We start from the raw sequence: 15,674 nt of genomic DNA on the forward strand, positions 1-15,674 counted from the left end.
TATGTTTTTAAAAAAGTCCTGAAGTAGAACGCAGAAAGTAGCTACTCAGATCCTCTCTCCAAGAGATACTCGCAGCGTCTGCGACGCTGAGCAGGGTTATGGGATGTGGGAAAAATGCCGAAGACATTTTTTCCCACATCCCATAACCCTGCGAGCCACGTAGTGGCGAGAAGTCCTGAGCAGTTGCCGCAGCAATTTTAAGCAGGTGCGCTTATGAGTTCCCTTATGAATACCAGGCCATATCACTATGCGGAGACAATGTTAGAGCATACTCCAGTAGGTATGGCTATTTATGATGCCGCCGATTTTCGTTTGCTTGAGGCCAATTCGCGTTTCCTGGGCTTTTTTGATACCCACTTTGCGACTCAACCGGCGCATAAGCTCCGGCCCGATCAGACTGTTGCCGATTGGGTATATCATCCCCAGAGCGCGCAGCTTCTCACCATCTTTCAGCAGGTCAAAGCCAGCGGCCAGGCCTATCAGAACCCTGAGTTTTGTTTCCACAGCGGCGAAGGCGTTTCTTATTGGAGCTGGACCCTCCAACCGGTCTTTGATGATCAGCAGAATATCACGCATATTATTCAGAGCATTACGGAAGTAACTGAGCAGGTCCTGGCACGCCAGAAAGCTGGTGCGACTCTCAGCACAAAGAGCGATTTAGCCAAAATAGAGCACCAGGCGGTGGCAGTCATAGAACACATCGCGCGCAGCCTGCGCAACTCCCTCGAAATCGAAACCGTGGCTCAGACGGCTATTCATGCGATTGCGCACCATATCCGCCCCCTCAAGGCCAGTCTCTTTGTCAGCGACACCACGCACCGCGCGCTACGCTGCCTGTCCTCGCACCAAGACGCCCTGGCCGAGCATCATCTGCTAGGCGTTGACTACCTGCCCTTCGAGAGCCAGGATCTCCCCCTTACTTCCTCAATTCTCCAGCAGCGTGAGCCTGTATTCATTACTGATCTCCAACTAGCCGCCGCTCAGGAGCGTGTGCCCGCCAGGAACCCATTCGTGACCGCCGGGATACTGGGCTATGCCTACCTGCCCCTCTGGCATAGCAATCGCTTTGAGGGGGCGCTCTGTGTACTCTTCCAGACCCCCATCGATCCCGCAGGACCTGAGATCCGCATCTTACGCGGATGCAGCGCGTATATCGCCTCGGCTATGGCGCATGCGCGCATCCATACCTCTGTCGAACGCGAACAGTCCTATCTCCAGGCCGTTTTAGATCAGCTCCCTGAAGGCATCCTGATTGTTGAGGCAGCCAACGCGACCATAAGTTACGCGAATGAGGCCGCCGCCAACATCCTCGGTTTAGAGTCACAGGATGTTATTGATCAGCCATTGCACCATTATCGGCGGCAAATGAAGAACGAGGATCTGCGCGTGGGTGGGCAAATGCTCACGCCCTGGACGGTTATCGTGGTGCGAGCGCTCTGTGGCGAAACCATTAAAGGCAAAGAGGCTATCGTTGTGCATGCAGAGGGAAGTCGTCTGATTACGCTGGCTTCCTGCGCGCCCTTCTACACAGAAGATGGTATTATGAAGGGCGCGGTCGTCGTCCTGCAGGACGTCACGGCCCAGAAGACCTTCGAACAGCATAAAAATGAGTTCTTCTCTATCGCCAATCATGAGCTACGCACACCAATCACGGTCATTCAGGGCTTTGCGGAGATCCTCCAGATGAGGGCCCAACAAGAAACCGCCTTTGATGGCACAACGAAATATGCCCTGAGCAGCATCGCGGAACAGAGCCAGCATCTTACCCACTTGATCGAAGAGATGCTCGATATCTCGCGGATTGAGCAATCCCGCTTCACCCTTCAACGCCAGGCATATGACCTGCTACCCATCATCACCAATGTGTTTCAGGGTCAGCAGGTGGCGGCTCGCCAGCATCAACTTCACTTCATACTGCGTGGTCTCAGTGCCAGCGACCGCCTGCTGGCCCTGGTGGATGAAGAGCGCTTAATCCAGGCGCTCAACAATCTTATTGGCAACGCGATAAAATATAGCGCGCCAGGCAGTGAAATTGAGGTTGGTTTGCGTTACAATAGAGAGCAAGAGGGAGATCAGGAAGTTGTTTTCTGGGTCAGGGATCAAGGCATTGGCATCGCCAACGATGAAATCCCACTGATCTTCAAGCGCTTCTACCGCGCGCGCAACGTTGATCAGAGCCAGAGCGGCTTCGGTATTGGCCTCTACCTGGTCAAAGAGGTAATTTCCAGGCACGGTGGACGCATCTGGGTTGAAAGCAAGGAGGGCAAAGGGTCAACGTTCTATTGTGCCCTCCCAATCGTAACGCTCCAAACCACACCTTAACAGTGGTGTTCTTACATTGGGAAGATGTTTGCATGAGTATTATTTCTAGAAATAGTCCTTTACCGCGCTATTATCAGTTAAAAGAGATTATGCGCGAAAAGATCCGCAACGGTGAGTGGCAGCCAGGGAACCTTATTCCCTCGGAACGCGAGCTAAGCGAACAATATGGTATCAGTCGCATGACAGCGCGCCAGGCCATCACTGAACTGGTCAATGAAGGACTCTTTTACCGTGAGCAGGGGCGCGGCACCTTTGTGAGCCACCACCGTATTACGCAGCACCTGACGCAGCTAACCGGCTTTAGCGAGGACATGCACGCGCGCGGACAACGTCCCAGCGCCCACGTCCTCTCGGCGAAGATGTGGCCAGTTGACGAAACAGTGGCTGAACGCCTGCATATTAAACCAGGCGACAAGGTCTTTCGCCTGCACCGCCTACGCCTGGCCGATGGCGATCCGCTGGCTCTGGAGACCTCATTTATTCACTTTATGGGCTGCGAACGACTGCTTGAAGAGGACCTCAACCAGCACTCGCTCTACTACCTGCTAGAAACAAAATATGGTCAGCCCCCCATGGAGGCCGATCAAGAGCTTGAGGCGGGCCTGGTTGGGCCAGAGGAGGCCAAAGTCTTAAAAATCGCCGTGGGCAGCCCCGTCCTCTACACCCGCCGCACAACCTATACCGAGCGCAAGCAGCCTCTTGAGTACGCTACCTCCATGTACTGTGGCCACAAATATACCTTCTACACCCACCTGCAACGTGAACAACTTACACGCTAGAGTAAGTTGTCCGACGCGTGCCCTGTGCCCTTCAGGGCGCAGGGCACGCGTCGGACAACATCTGTATCGGCATCAACTTTGCCCAGGTGGAAATAAATTATAAACACAATTTATGGAGTGGCTGGTGAAGCTAGCCGCTCCATAAATTGTGTTTATAATTTATTCCTTAAAAAGCTTAACGCCGCTTTAGAATATAATAAATTCCTCTATAATCGGTTATGATGCTGAAACTTTTTCTATCGCCGACCCGTACTAGAAAATGTAAATAATACAGCAATGGTTATTCACAAAAGGTATCAATTAAGTCACTCTTTCAAAGCAGGGAAATGGAGGATCTAGAGTTATGTTTACACAGGCTACTCTCGTACTTGCGGCCCTTGACCTTACCAGCATCGTATGGTGGCTGCTCGTCGGCTTGATCGCCGGTTTCCTGGCCAGCGTTGTGATGCGTGGTGGGGGCTATGGTATCGTCGGTGACATCGTCGTCGGTCTGATCGGCGCCTTCATCGGTGGCTTCCTGGCCAGCCTGGTGGGCCTGGGTTCGAGCGGTCTCATCGGCACAATTATCATCGCCTTCATCGGCGCTTGTGTGCTGATCGCCCTCTTGCGCCTCGTCTCCCGTGGTACGGCTCGCCGCTACTAATAACGCCTCGTCAATCCACGAGAAAAAACAGACAGAGAGAAGGAGCAACCTCGCGAGGCTGCTCCTTCTCTCTGTCTGTTACTTTTTGTCTATTCAATAAGCGGTGCAGGCTCCTCAGGTGAGGTTTGGTCGGGGCTGTTGACTAGCGCACCTGCGGGCAAAGGGATGGCTCCATGCAGTAAGGGATCGTGTGTGGCCCGCATCCATTGCATTAAACGCTGGCGCATGGCGTCGGCGATTGTGGATAACTCAGGGTCATCGATGCGGTTACAGCCTTCATTTGGGTCGAAGAGCAGGTCATAGAGCTCTTCATCGCGCCTGGTCGCCTCTCCCCAGCCAGAACGCATCAGGAGATCCTTGGTGGGGCTATCATCACAATTGGGCAGGACCGGCCTGCGATGGTGCGTATCAAAATAGCGGATATACTTCCAGCGCTGCGTGCGTACGGCCCGCTGTGGCTCGTAGGCGGCGTGATAGCTCACCTCGGCGAAGATCGCCTCGTTGATCTGCTCACGCTCCTCGCGTATCAAGGGCAAGAGGGAGCGCCCCTGCACCCACTCAGGCCTGGGCACATGCAGCAACTCGCAGAGCGTTGGATAGATATCGATATGCGAGACCAGGGCATCACAGACCTTCCCGCCACGAAAGCCACCTGGGCCGCGCATCAAGAGCATCACCCCGATGCCATGATCGGTCAGGTTGCACTTCATTCTGGGAAAAGCGAGGCCGTGATCGGTAGTGCAGATTACAAGCGTGTGCTCCGCCAGGCCACTCTCCTCCAACGCCGCCAGAACCACGCCAACGGCTTCATCAAGCTTTTGCACACTGGCCTTAAAGGCCGCCATGTCGCGCCTGACTTCAGGCGTATCAGGCAGTGGCGCGGGTGGTAGCATATACTTTTCGTCCTGTGCAGTGAGCGACTCATGGAAGGGGCGATGCGTCTCCGAAAAACCAATGGAGAGAAAACAGGGTTGAGGCAGACCTTTCTTCAAGAGTTGAACCGCCCTGGGAACAACATCTTTCGTGTTTGCACTGGCGACTTCTACTATCTCATCGTAGCCAAGCAGAGCAGGATCGCGCGCCTCATGTTGCATACCGAGCAACAGCGAGGAGTAGCCCACCGGGCGCAAAACGTTCGCCAGGTGCTGTTGATAATCATAGAGTGAGAAGCCGCGATGAGCTAGGCCAAGCATACCCGCCGAATGAGGACTCTGTCCGGTAAGTAGAGCGGCGCGGCTGGGAGAGCAGGTAGAAGAGGCAGAGAAGGCCTGGCGAAACAGCACCCCCTGCTCCGCCAAGCGTTGCAGGTGTGGCGTGGGCAGAGCATGCCCATACGGTTGAATATAGCGACCGGTATCATGCGAGTGCATATACAAAATATTAGGCCGCAAAATATTGGGTCGCGCTTGCTCCATAATTTTGCTCCTTCTTCTGGCTATCCGCTTACCTGGGCGTTGAAAGTCCATGCAAGCATGGACCCTACCAATATAACATAAGGTCCATGCCTAGGCATGGACCTTATGTTATATTCCCGGCAGGCAGGCTTATTAATTACCGCCCATTTTGTTATAGACGTCGAGCCAGTTGGTCGCGATCTCAATCTGGGCGTCTTTCAGGCTGATCGCGCCAGAGCACACCTGGTCGTGCAGGTAGTTCTCAACCTTGTCTTTCTCATGGAAGCCCGGCTTAGGGCTGGCAGCCTCGGGCCAGAGATTGGAGATGTCATTAGAGCCACCCAGTTCAAGGCTTACCAGGTGGTCGACCTCGTACTCGCCCGTCGAGTGATGCGTAATGCCATACTCCTGGTAGACCTGATTCTTCTCGCTTGTTGGCACGTTACGCACCGAGGAGGCATAGCCCGAGCGGCAGATATCCGTCTTCGTCACGTTGGGGAAGATGGCACCTGGCGAACAGGCTTTATCCTGAAGCGGCCCCTGGACCTGGCAGCCAGAGGTCTTGCTTTGCACGCCCCAGTTCGGCGCACCACCGCTGCTCGAACCGGAGTTTGAACCTGTATTATCAGGACTTGAGGTCACACCCGGAACATCTGAACCACCATAGCTAGATGAGTTACATGCTGTAAGCAAAAGGGCTGCAACCATACAGACACCAAGCAGATGAATCCATACTTTGCGCATATCCTTTATCTCCTGTCGTCTACTCCACCCAACATTCACCCCTGAGTACAAACACCCATGTAGGGTCCATGCTTGCGTGGACTAAAACGCTCAGCAAGCATACTATTGCTATATATAAAGGCTCTAGCTTATATACGTTTGTACAGTAGCAAATGGACGCACCTGTATTGAGCTCAATTCCCCTATCCGTTCCATCCTGATACGTCCATTCTATCCAAGAATTCCACCCTGTAAGCTGTCAAATAAGCTGTCACATTGTAGTGCATGATGGCGCTTGCAGAGCGGAATGAATAAACATCAACATTGCGCTTAGATGCAACACGCAAACGAGCACTGGGCTAGTGCTGCGTTCCTCATTGGCGCTATCATTACTGCCAGGCAGAGTCTATGGATAAAATATGCCTGCATTGGTTCTAAACCTTGATTCAGCGTTTTATTCATACCAATGAGGAACGCAGCACTAGGTTGCCAGTGCTCGTTTGCGTGTTCCGTGTTCCTCTGATCTACTGCTCAATTCCTCATTGGTGATACGCTAAAAGAGAGAAAGCAAGTCACCAAGAGAGGAGCAGAGCTATGCCCAAACACGTGCAAGCCCGAGCGGCGCAGGATGCCCAGGAAGAACGCCAGGTGCGCAAACTGGCCAGGAGTCACCACGCACCTGCTGATTGGAAGTTTCATGCCCAGATGGTGGTGGAGAGCTGGGCAGGCAAGACGCCGCAAGAGATCGCCACCACGCTCTCATGCCATCCGAGAACCGTGCGCATCCACCTGAACCGCTTCAATGCGCAAGGGATCAACGGCCTGGGAATGCGGGAAGGAGCGGGACGTAAACCGCGCTTGACCGAGCAGGAGCGCAGCCGGATTCTGGCCCTGGTGAAGCGACCACCTCCAGGGAGGTTAGAGCGGTATGCCGATGGGAGCCTGCAGGCCCGCGAGGAAGAAGGTTCAGCGCAATGGAGCTTGGATGCTCTCACGGAGGCGGCCCATGCCGCGGGTATCCAGGTGGAGCGGAGCCAGATCCGACGGATCTACCTGCGTGAAGGGGTACGCTGGCGCAATCGCCATAGTTGGGGAACCAGTGATGACAAAGACTTTGCCCCAAAAGAACTGCGGTCGTCACCCACTACACCGAGCCACCCGACGGGTCGACGACCATCTGCACTGACGAGTTAGGACCGGTGACCCCGCGTACCTTCGCGCCAGCGCCTGGCTGGTCAGCGGATGGGCACCGCATCAAAGCTCCCCTGGAATACAGTCGTGGGGATGACAAGGTGTGGATCTATGGAGCGCTGCGGGTCCGCGATGGCAAGGAGATCACGCGCTGTGCGGCTGCGCGTAATTCCAAGAACTACATTGAGCTGCTCAAAGACATCGAGGCGGATAATCCGACAGGGGACATCTTTATCATCACGGACAATCTCTCCAGTCACAATAGTCTGGAAACCCGCACCTGGCTGGTGGACCATCCGCGCATCCAGCACATCTTCATTCCCAAAGGCGCCTGTTGGCTCAATCTGCAAGAAGGGTGGTGGCGCCTCTTCCGACGCGATGCCTTCGCTGGCCAGAGTTTTGCCAATGCTCATGAGATCGAGCGAGCGATGAGCGTCGCCACGGCGCAACTCAATCACCGTGCCAAACCGTGGATCTGGGGACGGCCGCCCAAAACGCGACGCCACCTGCACCGTCTCTTTTCTTACCGCCTTTGAGGAATTGAGCACTACCGGTACTTTGTTGACTTCGGATTTCGGCTTGTTTTAAACTCACCAGATCGTGACAACTTGAGCTCAAATTGCTCAGGATAGATACCCGAAATCAGGCATGCTTTCCCGAGTCCACAAACTACCGCTATTGCAGTGGTCAAAAAGATTGGGCCATCGATTTCTCTTAGCTTCAGCACCTCGCTCGTACAACCAGCGCAAGCAACACTTCCATATCAAACGGTTTCTTAAGAGCGCCGCAAATTCCTCTACCAGTAGCTTGCCGGAGAGCTTCCTCATCGACACTGATGGCAATGATCGAGTGCAAGAGGGCCGGGTCTTGCTCTTGTACCTTGTGCAAGAATTGCAATCCATTGAGACGCAGCATCGTTAAATCAAGCAAGATCATATCGTACACATTCCGTTGATGGTCCAGTTGGCCTAAGGCGTCTAAACCATCGATTGCGGTGTCTACCGCATATGCTTCATCTTCCAACAATTCTTGTATAAGCCGTAAAGCCTGGTCGTCGTCGACAACTACAATGCGCTTCCCCATTTCCACCTTCTTTCTAGCACTCAAGCCATTCTCTCAGCGCGGCTTCGTCTTTTCGCTCTTTGCGGTAGTTCCTCCCGTTGTAGATGACCGCCGCGAGCGCTTGAGGCACGCGGTACGAAAGGCCAGGGAAGGCGAGAATGCAAACGAGAGGCCCATGATGCACCGAAAAGCTGCCTGTATTCAGCGGCTCGTGACGAGCGAGGGTTGTCCGCAGGAAGCTGGTCAGTGATGGCGGCGAAATCCGTGTCGAAACAGCTTCTGCCGCCATCATCGTCTCACATGACGCGCGTGGTGGCCGTTCCCTGGTCAGCCATCCCTCTTGAGGGGAAGGGTCACCTGAAAGGTCGAGCCTTTGCTGACTTCGCTCTCCACCGTCAGGGTTCCTCCGTGATGCCTGACGATCTCCGCCACAATATACAAGGCCATCCCCAGGCCGGGAATGACCTTCTGGCTTGGACCAGAGACGCGATAGAAGCGCTCAAAGATTTTGTCGCGCTGCTCCTGCGGGATGCCAAGGCCATGATCGCGTACGCGAATTGTCGCCATCTCAGGGGAGGCGCTCAGGTCAATCTCGACCGTCTCTGCATCAGGAGAGTACTTGATGGCATTGCTGATCAGGTTGATGAAGACCTGCCCGAGTCGATCTTTATCCCCAACCAGTGAGCAGGGTACCGTGCCACGCACCACGATAGTATGCGTCGTTTGTGTCTGCTGCGTGGTGTCGACCACCTCATAGAGCAACGCGTCGAGATCGACCGTCTCCTGCAGGTACTCCAACCTGCCTGCCTGGATCTTGGAGACATCCAGTAACTCTTCGACCAGGTGTTCGAGCTGCATGACGGGTCCCTCCACCCTGGAAAGCGCTGTAGAAGACACGCTCGTCTGTCTGGTCTCTGCGTGGTGAACGCCTTCAGGAACCCAAGCCCATCGATGCCAGACCACCGAATATTTTGCCCGTGAGACGTTTTTGGGTCTCTTTGCGCCCATGTTCCAGCTCATGTATGCACGCGACGTACAGCATAGCTTCGACGTCGTGGCACACGACCTGAAGGTGCGCGCCTTCAGGTCAATTCGCACGCTACCTCGGACACACCCGGCACTATTACTCTCTACTGGGATTTTCTGCACGGCATAGTGATATGATCGGTAAGACAAGCCCCAGCACCAGACAGATCAGTAAAAATGTACTGATCATCCCGATTACCCCGGGCCAACCGCTCATGCTCCAGAAGAAGCCTCCAGATGTATTGCCTATACTGGAGCCGACATAGTAGAAAAACAGATACAGCGCGGAAGCATGTGCCTTTCCGTTCCCCGCCTGTATACTCACCCAACTGCTCGCGATGGCATGACTCCCAAAGAAGCTGAAAGTGACGACCGCTACACCAAGCAATTTGAGGAGCAGGCTGGTATTCAGTGTCATCAGTGTACCAATCAGCATCAGGCCAATGCCAAACAAGAGGACATATTGCCTCGACCAGCGATCGGCAAGCCTGCTGAGCCAGGCCGAGCCAAGAGAACCAACGAGGTAAATGGCAAAGAGCCAACCAATCAGTCCCTGGCTCAGATTGTAAGGCGGCGCGAGAAGCTGATAGCCACTGTAGCTATATAAGGTGACAAAGCTTCCCATGAGCAAAAAGGCAATACTATAGAGACAGAGCAGGCCAGGCTTCTTCAGTTGTTGGCCCAGTCCGAGGACGTGCTGTTTTGCGCCGAAGGGCTGCACAACAAAATGCTTAGAGGATGGAAGAAACCTCCAAAAATACCAGGAACAGACGATCCCCATCAGGCCAATGCAACAAAGAGCAACACGCCAGGAAAAAAGATCCGTCAGAACTCCCGTAGCGACGCGCCCTATCATGCCACCAAAAGCACTACCACCAATATACAGGCCCATGGCGGTTCCCAGATGCCTGGAATGGACCTCTTCGCCTAAATAGACCATCGCGATAGCAGGAATACCGGCCAGCGCAATTCCCTCCAGCGTTCGGCAGATCAGCAGCAGAGTGAAGTTCGGGCTGAATGAACTCACCATCGTCATGAGAGAGGTCGTAAAAAGAGAGATCCCCATGATGCTTTTGCGCCCCCACGCATTCGAGAGAGAGGATGCAAAGGTTATCATCACAGCCAGAAGCGCTGTGGTAAGAGAGAGGATCAGGCTCGCCATTGACGGACTTACACGAAAATCGTGAGCATAAAGCGGCAACAATGGCTGCACACAATACATCGTAGCAAAGGTAACCAGCCCCCCGAGAAAAAGACAGAGATTAACTCTGCGAAACTCAGGGGTGCCTTTTTCGATAAATTCCATGGAAAACGAATCCTTTTTTGGGAGATATCCCAATTGCGACTATTGAAATTGAACTCCAACATCCCAATGAAATGTTGTGCTTTTTAGGCTTCTGTCAACATTTCGAAGCTATGCTCATCTTACCCTTGACTTATTCATGATGTCCAATATATAATTTGCTACCACTTCTATGCATCCAGGCTATTAAATGGAGGAAAGAAAACCGATTTTGGAATTGCAACAGCTCAAATATTTTCAAACCGTTGCGCGTCTAGAGCACATGACGCAGGCAGCAAAGGAACTGTTTGTTGCACAGCCTTCATTAAGCAGGGCAATTGCGCGATTAGAAGAGGAGATTGGCGTCCCTCTGTTTGATCGGCAGGGAAGGAACATTTACCTCACCTCATTGGGGCGAGTCTTTCTCCAGCATATAGAACGGGCATTAGCTGAAATAGAGCAAGGGCAGTATGCAGTAGCAGATCTGGCGGGAATAGAAAAGGGACTTGTCCGGCTCTCAGTCTTGTATACTGTCGGTGCCCAACTGATACCTGAACTGCTCAGAGCCTTTCGTCAGGAACATCCTTCTATTCAATTTCACCTCTTTCAAAACCCGGCTCAAGTAATGCTCAGTCAGCTTGAACAAGGCGAGATTGACTTCTGTATTTCGTCTCCCAGTCCTGAGCAACCGGACATGGAATGGATTCCACTGCTGACCGAGGAGATCTTCCTTGTGGTGCCGTCTGATCATCGCCTTGCCGCGCAAGGCAGCATTGATCTGCCCACAGTCAAAGAAGAAGATTTCATCAACCTGAAACCCAACTCTGGTTTGCGAGAGATGACAGACCGCTTCTGTTTGCAAGCCGGTTTCAAGCCCAAATCCACCTTTGAGGTTGACGACCTTACAATTGTACGTGGTCTGGTGGCAGCAGGGCTTGGAGTTGCTTTTATCCCTGCACTTGCTCTGCGTAGTATCACAGGAGTGAATGTTGTGCCACTCCATGTTACAAACATGCACTGCCAGCGTACTATTGGCCTGACACAGATCAAAAAACGTTATTTGACAGGAGCAGCACGTGTGTTTCGCACTTTTGTCATCGTATACTTTGCTCGGCTTGAACAAGGTGCGTAACCTGTAGAATATACCGGTAGTCCCCATCTTCGGGGACTCCATAAAAGTGGGCCAACCTCAACAATGAAGATGAAAGAAAACAGAGCCGTTTTGGCGCTCAGAGGGGATCTGGCACCGTCTGGGGATCAGATCATGGGTGCCAGCTCCTCTTTTTCACTCTGGCGAGTGATGTCCATGAGCTCTTTCAACGCGACGAACAGCTCCGTGACTTGCTTGCGGGTGCGCTCGTCGCGGAGCTGTCCTTCCTCGTCGAAGCGCTCGGCGGCGTTCGTGACCATGACTTCCGGCTGCATCACCGCTGGCATGTTCAGATAGAGCAGCGTCTAGCGCAAGGCCAATTGCGCGCGCACGGTGCCGAAACGACCGGGCGAACAGCCCATGATGGCCGTGGGCTTGCCTTGCATGGCCTCGTGACCAGGGGGACGCGAGGCCCAGTCAATCGCATTCTTGAGTACCTCGCTGAACGAATAATTGTATTCGGGCGTGGCGATCAAGAGGGCATCCGCCTGCCGAATGTGCTGGCAAAAGACGCGGACGGCTTCCGGTGGGGGATGCTCCCGATCACAGCTTCACAGCGGCAGCTCATCGAGTTCGACGATCTCCAGTTCCATTCCCTCCGGCAACAACTCCAGAGCTGCGCGCAAAAGAGCCCTGTTATACGATTGTTTGCGCAGGCTTCCCGCGAAGCCCTCTACGTGGATCGGTGATGTCATCGTTTTCTCCTGACATTTTGGGCTTGAGCCCACCGCAAGCCCCGTCTCTTGAGAGCGGGGTAAGGTGTGTCCGGGCTTGAGCCCTTGCTTGTTGAAAAGATGTTCTAGGCATGCTATACTCGATATCAGGAGTAGCACACGGGGCAAGGAGGAAGCAGACATGGCCAAGGCGACCAGCACGATACGATCGGCATTGCACTACCAGCCGCAGCATGCTGAAGTCTTTGCGGCCAATCAGGCCCTCTTCAACCGTGTCGTCGCCTTCTACTTCGAGTGTATCCAGGCTCATGAAGGCCTCCTGGCTCTCACCAACAAAGAGGCCCTCACGGCGCTGGAAAGGCTCACCCATGCGACAGAGGCAAACCCGGCGCCCATCATGCCGCTCACAGACATCGCCCTAGATATCCCGGCCATGTTTCGCCGTGCCCCCATCAATGCGGCGCTTGGTTCTGCTCGCTCCTTCTTTTCCTCACTCAAAAAATGGCGAGCGCGCAAGGAGAAACACGAATTAAAGAAGCCCCGCAAGGGCAAAAAGTCGAAGCCGTTCCGAGAGCGACCACCGGTCCCACCACGTAGCTGGAACAAGTCGGTTCCCTTCTACGCGAGCCAGTGGAAAGAGCGCAGTGATCACTGCATCCTGCTCAAGGTCTGGACCGGGACGTGCTGGTCCTGGCTCAAGGTTGGTCTGCTCTCACGCGATCTCCCCGAAGGTTTCCAGATGGGGAGCCCTTCCCTGGTTCGCAGGGGAAAGCAGTGGTGGCTGCATACTCCCATCGAAAAGACCTTCGCTGCTCCCACCAACGTTGAGCAGCAGATCACGACCAATCCACAGACCCGCATCTGTGCGGTCGATCTCAATCTCGACCAGCACATAGCCGTATGCAGCGTCCAGACAGTTGAAGGCACCATCCTGGCCACCTCCTTCATCGGAAATGGCACAGAGATAGCGGGCTTTAGGAAGTTGCTGCTTGGACGCATTGCACGCAACCGATCACAGACTGGCATCCTGGCGGAGAATGAACAGGACAATGCCGACCTCTGGCGCAAAATCCGCCATCTTGATGAACACATCGCGCACCTGGTCAGCGCTCGCATTGTCCAGTTCGCCAAGGAACATCAGGCCAGCATCCTGGTCTTTGAGCACCTGGGCAATCTCCAGCCAGAAAAGGGGAAGTATTCGCGTCGTGGCAATACAAAGCGAGCCTACTGGATGAAAGGGCGCATTTTCCGCTACAGCAAATATAAGGCGTGGAATGCAAGTGGCATCATCACCAGCCGGGTCAATCCGCGCAATAGCAGCAGACACTGTCATCGCTGCCACGCCGCTGTCATTCGCTACAAGCAGGGACAGCCAGAATCGGGCTATACTCCCGGCGCTGCTTTGGTCGTCTGCCCACAGTGCCAGATGCGCGGACACGCCGACCGCAATGCCAGTCTCAAGATCGGTCAGCGCTTGCTTGAGCGCTATGGAGACCCCTTCAAAGAAAAGCCTCATACTGCTGTGCGACGTGCAGGCAGAGTCTCGAAAGAGACAGGTGTTGCTCTCTCCCAAGACGCCAGACGTCAAAAGGGACCATCCATCTCTGAGGCTAGGTATGGAGAACGCAACGCGCATGGCACCGCGCAACAGGGAACGCTCTGGATGGACGAGCGACCCTGAGCTATTCCTCCCCCACTACGGCAGTCAAACCGAGTAGAGGCTACGCCTCACCTACTCAGAATGCCGACTACGGAAGAGTGGCAGAAGCTGCTCGGTTTCAACCGATGCGGAGTGTCACAAGGGACAAGCGTGTCCAGGTGCAACACCTTCAGTATACAAAGCTTGACTAATCATGAGCCTCGGCCAGACCCATCTCTGCCACATCAGGCAATGACGTGAGACGTGAATCTGGCATCATCGACCTTTGAGTACAACGAAGGCGACTCCTCGTTGTTTACCGTTCCAGAGGTTCTCCGAGGCCTCCCTCACCATCTCGTTGCGACACCTGCACGTGACCAAGCAACTCCATCAGGTCCTTGACCTGGATGCCTTCGAGGGTGCGCACCGCCTCCTTGATCTCCTGGCAAAGTGTCTCGTCGATGCGCGAAGCTGTCAGGCGGTCGAACTTCTCGACCTCGTCCTGCCAACTCAATGGATGCGATGGCAGACCTGGATAGTCTTGCACCTCGTGCTCGATGACGGTCCCATTCTGCAGGCGAACGGTGATCTTCGCGGGCATCTCACGCGGGTACTGCTCCGTGTAGTCCTGGTTCGGTCGGACCACGACCTTTTTGAGGAGGGCCTGCACGTCGGCTCTCGCGATACGCTCCGGGGTAAATTGCGCCGGCATGACGTCCTCGTCCAGCAAGGCTACGGCCAGCAGGTACGGCAGGCTGTGATCCGCCTGCTCCTTCGTCCGCACCACTTTATCCATGCCGTAGCGACCGCCTCCGGTGAAATCGTAGGTGATTTGCGGGACCTCTGCCTCGATCGAGACCACCTTACTGTGGTCGATCTTGTGTTGCCTGACCAGCTCGATCGTGCAGTAAATGGCCGATTGTGTATGGATCTCCGCGTTGTATTTCTTGATGGTACTCTCCACGACCCCCTCGTAGCCTTGCTTGTCCCACTCGATGCGGACTTGCATGCCCAGCAGGTGGTCGATGCCATTGGGGCCCTCGATCACCTGCAGCGGTCCCTGCACCCCGCGACGAGCCAGAAACAGCGTGTTCATGGCCCCGAGCGCTGATTGCGCCGAGGCCAGGCCTTTCCACTGTGACAGCGGCTTGGCTCGGATGACGGCAAACGAGGCGTCACTGCTGGCGGCCATCGCGATGGCATTGGCGATCTGCTCTTCGCTCAGACCCAGCAGCCGACCGGCGGCGGCATTGTGTGAGAAGGCCAGTTGTGTGGTGTGGTCGAAGCCGCGCGTCATGAAGTTAGCGTGATCCACCAGGCGCGACTGCACCGTGTAGGCCAGCGCTACCCCCAGCATCAGGTCTCGTCCGCTGCCGCCTGCATACTCGGCGGCGGTCAGCGCCACCCCGAAATTGTCGGCGGTATGGCAGGTCTCGGTGGGAGCCAGGAAGTTGTCCATGAAATCAACGTAGCGCACCAGGGCGGTGTGCCAGAAAGCCGCGTAGACCGGGTTCGCTTTGCCGCCGCCGATCAACGCACAGGGGCCGCTTCCCCCAAAGTCGGCGACCTGCTGGCGGCACGCATTCACCGGGTCGGCGCCTAGAGCGGCGATGCAGCAGCCGAGGGAGTCCAGAATGTGGATCGGCAACTGCTGGCGCGCGGCGGGCGAGAGATCGTCGAAGCTGGCGCGGGCGGCATAGCGGGCCAGGGCTTGCACCTGAGTCTGAGACGGGGAGGATGCCTGGGCTTGTGGGCGTGTTTGGGTGTTTTGGTGTGTCATCAGTGATGA

Annotated in this window: 14 protein-coding genes and 2 pseudogenes; 7 read left to right on the plus strand and 9 right to left on the minus strand. The window is 54.9% G+C overall.

The window, feature by feature from the left end:
• Window positions 1-213 precede the first annotated feature (213 nt).
• The 3 genes from KRAC_RS46395 (at window position 214) to KRAC_RS46405 (ending at window position 3,744) form a co-directional block, all read left to right on the plus strand.
• Complete coding sequence (locus KRAC_RS46395) at window positions 214-2,322, plus strand: ATP-binding protein (protein ID WP_007919238.1); 2,109 nt, start codon at window positions 214-216, stop codon at window positions 2,320-2,322.
• Between the two features lie 32 nt (window positions 2,323-2,354).
• A complete protein-coding gene (locus KRAC_RS46400; RefSeq protein WP_007919239.1) occupies window positions 2,355-3,101 on the plus strand; it encodes a GntR family transcriptional regulator in 747 nt (248 codons plus the stop codon).
• Window positions 3,102-3,444: 343 nt separating this feature from the next.
• Complete coding sequence (locus KRAC_RS46405; RefSeq protein WP_007919242.1) at window positions 3,445-3,744, plus strand: GlsB/YeaQ/YmgE family stress response membrane protein; 300 nt, start codon at window positions 3,445-3,447, stop codon at window positions 3,742-3,744.
• Between the two features lie 89 nt (window positions 3,745-3,833).
• Here KRAC_RS46405 and KRAC_RS46410 read toward each other — a convergent pair whose 3' ends face one another.
• Window positions 3,834-5,159, minus strand: a complete 1,326-nt coding sequence (locus KRAC_RS46410; RefSeq protein WP_007919244.1) for a sulfatase family protein — start codon at window positions 5,157-5,159, stop codon at window positions 3,834-3,836.
• A gap of 132 nt (window positions 5,160-5,291) precedes the next feature.
• A complete protein-coding gene (locus KRAC_RS63920; RefSeq protein WP_007919245.1) occupies window positions 5,292-5,882 on the minus strand; it encodes an HNH endonuclease signature motif containing protein in 591 nt (196 codons plus the stop codon).
• 573 nt (window positions 5,883-6,455) lie between these two features.
• On the opposite strand from KRAC_RS63920, the gene KRAC_RS46420 reads away from it, so the two are divergent.
• Window positions 6,456-7,055, plus strand: a complete 600-nt coding sequence (locus KRAC_RS46420; RefSeq protein ID WP_007921833.1) for a helix-turn-helix domain-containing protein — start codon at window positions 6,456-6,458, stop codon at window positions 7,053-7,055.
• A complete protein-coding gene (locus KRAC_RS46425; RefSeq protein WP_157508168.1) occupies window positions 7,037-7,588 on the plus strand; it encodes an IS630 family transposase in 552 nt (183 codons plus the stop codon). The genes KRAC_RS46420 and KRAC_RS46425 overlap by 19 nt, the downstream gene beginning before the upstream one ends.
• Before the next feature lie 184 nt (window positions 7,589-7,772).
• Here KRAC_RS46425 and KRAC_RS46430 read toward each other — a convergent pair whose 3' ends face one another.
• The 4 genes and pseudogenes from KRAC_RS46430 to KRAC_RS46445 all read right to left on the minus strand — a co-directional run bounded on the left by KRAC_RS46430 (window position 7,773) and on the right by KRAC_RS46445 (window position 10,446).
• Window positions 7,773-8,135, minus strand: a complete 363-nt coding sequence (locus tag KRAC_RS46430) for a response regulator (RefSeq protein WP_007919246.1) — start codon at window positions 8,133-8,135, stop codon at window positions 7,773-7,775.
• Between the two features lie 13 nt (window positions 8,136-8,148).
• Window positions 8,149-8,406 carry a hypothetical protein gene (locus tag KRAC_RS46435; RefSeq protein WP_040447243.1) on the minus strand — a complete coding sequence of 86 codons (258 nt, stop codon included), beginning with the start codon at window positions 8,404-8,406 and terminating at the stop codon, window positions 8,149-8,151.
• A gap of 35 nt (window positions 8,407-8,441) precedes the next feature.
• Window positions 8,442-9,008, minus strand: a pseudogene (locus tag KRAC_RS46440) (sensor histidine kinase); the annotation flags it as partial.
• 229 nt (window positions 9,009-9,237) lie between these two features.
• Window positions 9,238-10,446: an MFS transporter gene (locus KRAC_RS46445; protein ID WP_007919248.1), complete on the minus strand. Its 1,209-nt coding sequence runs from the start codon at window positions 10,444-10,446 to the stop codon at window positions 9,238-9,240.
• Between the two features lie 208 nt (window positions 10,447-10,654).
• Here KRAC_RS46445 and KRAC_RS46450 point away from each other — a divergent pair, with 208 nt between their 5' ends.
• Window positions 10,655-11,554, plus strand: a complete 900-nt coding sequence (locus KRAC_RS46450; RefSeq protein ID WP_040447245.1) for a LysR family transcriptional regulator — start codon at window positions 10,655-10,657, stop codon at window positions 11,552-11,554.
• Between the two features lie 125 nt (window positions 11,555-11,679).
• Here the strand turns inward: KRAC_RS46450 and KRAC_RS74945 are convergent, their stop codons facing one another.
• Window positions 11,680-11,859 carry a hypothetical protein gene (locus KRAC_RS74945; RefSeq protein ID WP_211221453.1) on the minus strand — a complete coding sequence of 60 codons (180 nt, stop codon included), beginning with the start codon at window positions 11,857-11,859 and terminating at the stop codon, window positions 11,680-11,682.
• Between the two features lie 18 nt (window positions 11,860-11,877).
• Window positions 11,878-12,429 (minus strand): annotated as a pseudogene (locus tag KRAC_RS77275) (NAD(P)H-dependent oxidoreductase).
• Between KRAC_RS77275 and KRAC_RS46460 the strand changes: the two are divergent.
• Window positions 12,428-13,927 (plus strand): zinc ribbon domain-containing protein, encoded by a 1,500-nt coding sequence (locus tag KRAC_RS46460; protein WP_007919253.1) that lies wholly within the window; start codon window positions 12,428-12,430, stop codon window positions 13,925-13,927. The pseudogene KRAC_RS77275 and the gene KRAC_RS46460 sit on opposite strands and share 2 nt — an antisense overlap.
• A 274-nt stretch (window positions 13,928-14,201) precedes the next feature.
• Here KRAC_RS46460 and KRAC_RS46465 read toward each other — a convergent pair whose 3' ends face one another.
• On the minus strand, window positions 14,202-15,665 hold the full coding sequence (locus KRAC_RS46465) for an MmgE/PrpD family protein (protein ID WP_007919254.1): 1,464 nt from the start codon (window positions 15,663-15,665) through the stop codon (window positions 14,202-14,204).
• Between the last annotated feature and the right edge of the window lie 9 nt (window positions 15,666-15,674).

It is taken from the genome of Ktedonobacter racemifer DSM 44963, assembly GCF_000178855.1.
In the GTDB taxonomy this organism is placed as follows: Bacteria; Chloroflexota; Ktedonobacteria; order Ktedonobacterales; family Ktedonobacteraceae; genus Ktedonobacter; species Ktedonobacter racemifer.

Excerpts from the sequence above, each read along its gene's own strand:
- KRAC_RS46435 (WP_040447243.1), bottom strand. The coding sequence starts at position 8,406 with ATGATGGCGGCAGAAGCTGTTTCGACACGGATTTCGCCGCCATCACTG.
- KRAC_RS46410 (WP_007919244.1), bottom strand. The coding sequence starts at position 5,159 with ATGGAGCAAGCGCGACCCAATATTTTGCGGCCTAATATTTTGTATATG.
- KRAC_RS74945 (WP_211221453.1), bottom strand. The coding sequence starts at position 11,859 with ATGCCAGCGGTGATGCAGCCGGAAGTCATGGTCACGAACGCCGCCGAG.
- KRAC_RS46460 (WP_007919253.1), top strand. The coding sequence starts at position 12,428 with ATGGCCAAGGCGACCAGCACGATACGATCGGCATTGCACTACCAGCCG.
- KRAC_RS46430 (WP_007919246.1), bottom strand. The coding sequence starts at position 8,135 with ATGGGGAAGCGCATTGTAGTTGTCGACGACGACCAGGCTTTACGGCTT.
- KRAC_RS46400 (WP_007919239.1), top strand. The coding sequence starts at position 2,355 with ATGAGTATTATTTCTAGAAATAGTCCTTTACCGCGCTATTATCAGTTA.
- KRAC_RS46420 (WP_007921833.1), top strand. The coding sequence starts at position 6,456 with ATGCCCAAACACGTGCAAGCCCGAGCGGCGCAGGATGCCCAGGAAGAA.
- KRAC_RS63920 (WP_007919245.1), bottom strand. The coding sequence starts at position 5,882 with ATGCGCAAAGTATGGATTCATCTGCTTGGTGTCTGTATGGTTGCAGCC.
- KRAC_RS46395 (WP_007919238.1), top strand. The coding sequence starts at position 214 with ATGAGTTCCCTTATGAATACCAGGCCATATCACTATGCGGAGACAATG.
- KRAC_RS46445 (WP_007919248.1), bottom strand. The coding sequence starts at position 10,446 with ATGGAATTTATCGAAAAAGGCACCCCTGAGTTTCGCAGAGTTAATCTC.
- KRAC_RS46405 (WP_007919242.1), top strand. The coding sequence starts at position 3,445 with ATGTTTACACAGGCTACTCTCGTACTTGCGGCCCTTGACCTTACCAGC.
- KRAC_RS46465 (WP_007919254.1), bottom strand. The coding sequence starts at position 15,665 with ATGACACACCAAAACACCCAAACACGCCCACAAGCCCAGGCATCCTCC.